Origin of the sequence: Stenotrophomonas sp. AS012628 (genome assembly GCF_010608305.1) — a bacterium.
Taxonomy (GTDB): domain Bacteria; phylum Pseudomonadota; class Gammaproteobacteria; order Xanthomonadales; family Xanthomonadaceae; genus Stenotrophomonas; species Stenotrophomonas geniculata.
In genome coordinates this window covers 1-237 of the sequence record NZ_VMBJ01000230.1, presented here as the reverse complement: position 1 = coordinate 237, position 237 = coordinate 1, and the positions used below count along the sequence as shown (strand labels likewise).

The window sequence follows — 237 nt, the reverse complement described above, 5'->3', positions numbered from 1 at the left end:
TCGCCGTGCACTGGCCGAACGGCTGGCAGGCGATCGCCGATCCGTCCGCGCCGTTCGCCAACGCCCAGGTGCTGGAGGCTGGCGAGAAGCTGGCGCGAGCCCGGGAAATCCTGCGCGAATACGGCAACTACGACTGGCTGACGTCGAGCGGAAGCTTCGCCATCGTCAACAACGGCATCGAGTTCGCCGCGACCTACCTGGTGATGTTGCTCGCGCTGTTCTTCGGCGGCGCTGGCA

The 237-nt window shown here is 66.7% G+C and carries 1 protein-coding gene; it reads left to right on the top strand.

Translation table 11 applies throughout. The features are described from left to right. The coding region (locus G5A07_RS21720; protein ID WP_223107851.1) for a hypothetical protein at positions 1–237 on the top strand (237 nt) is incomplete at both ends.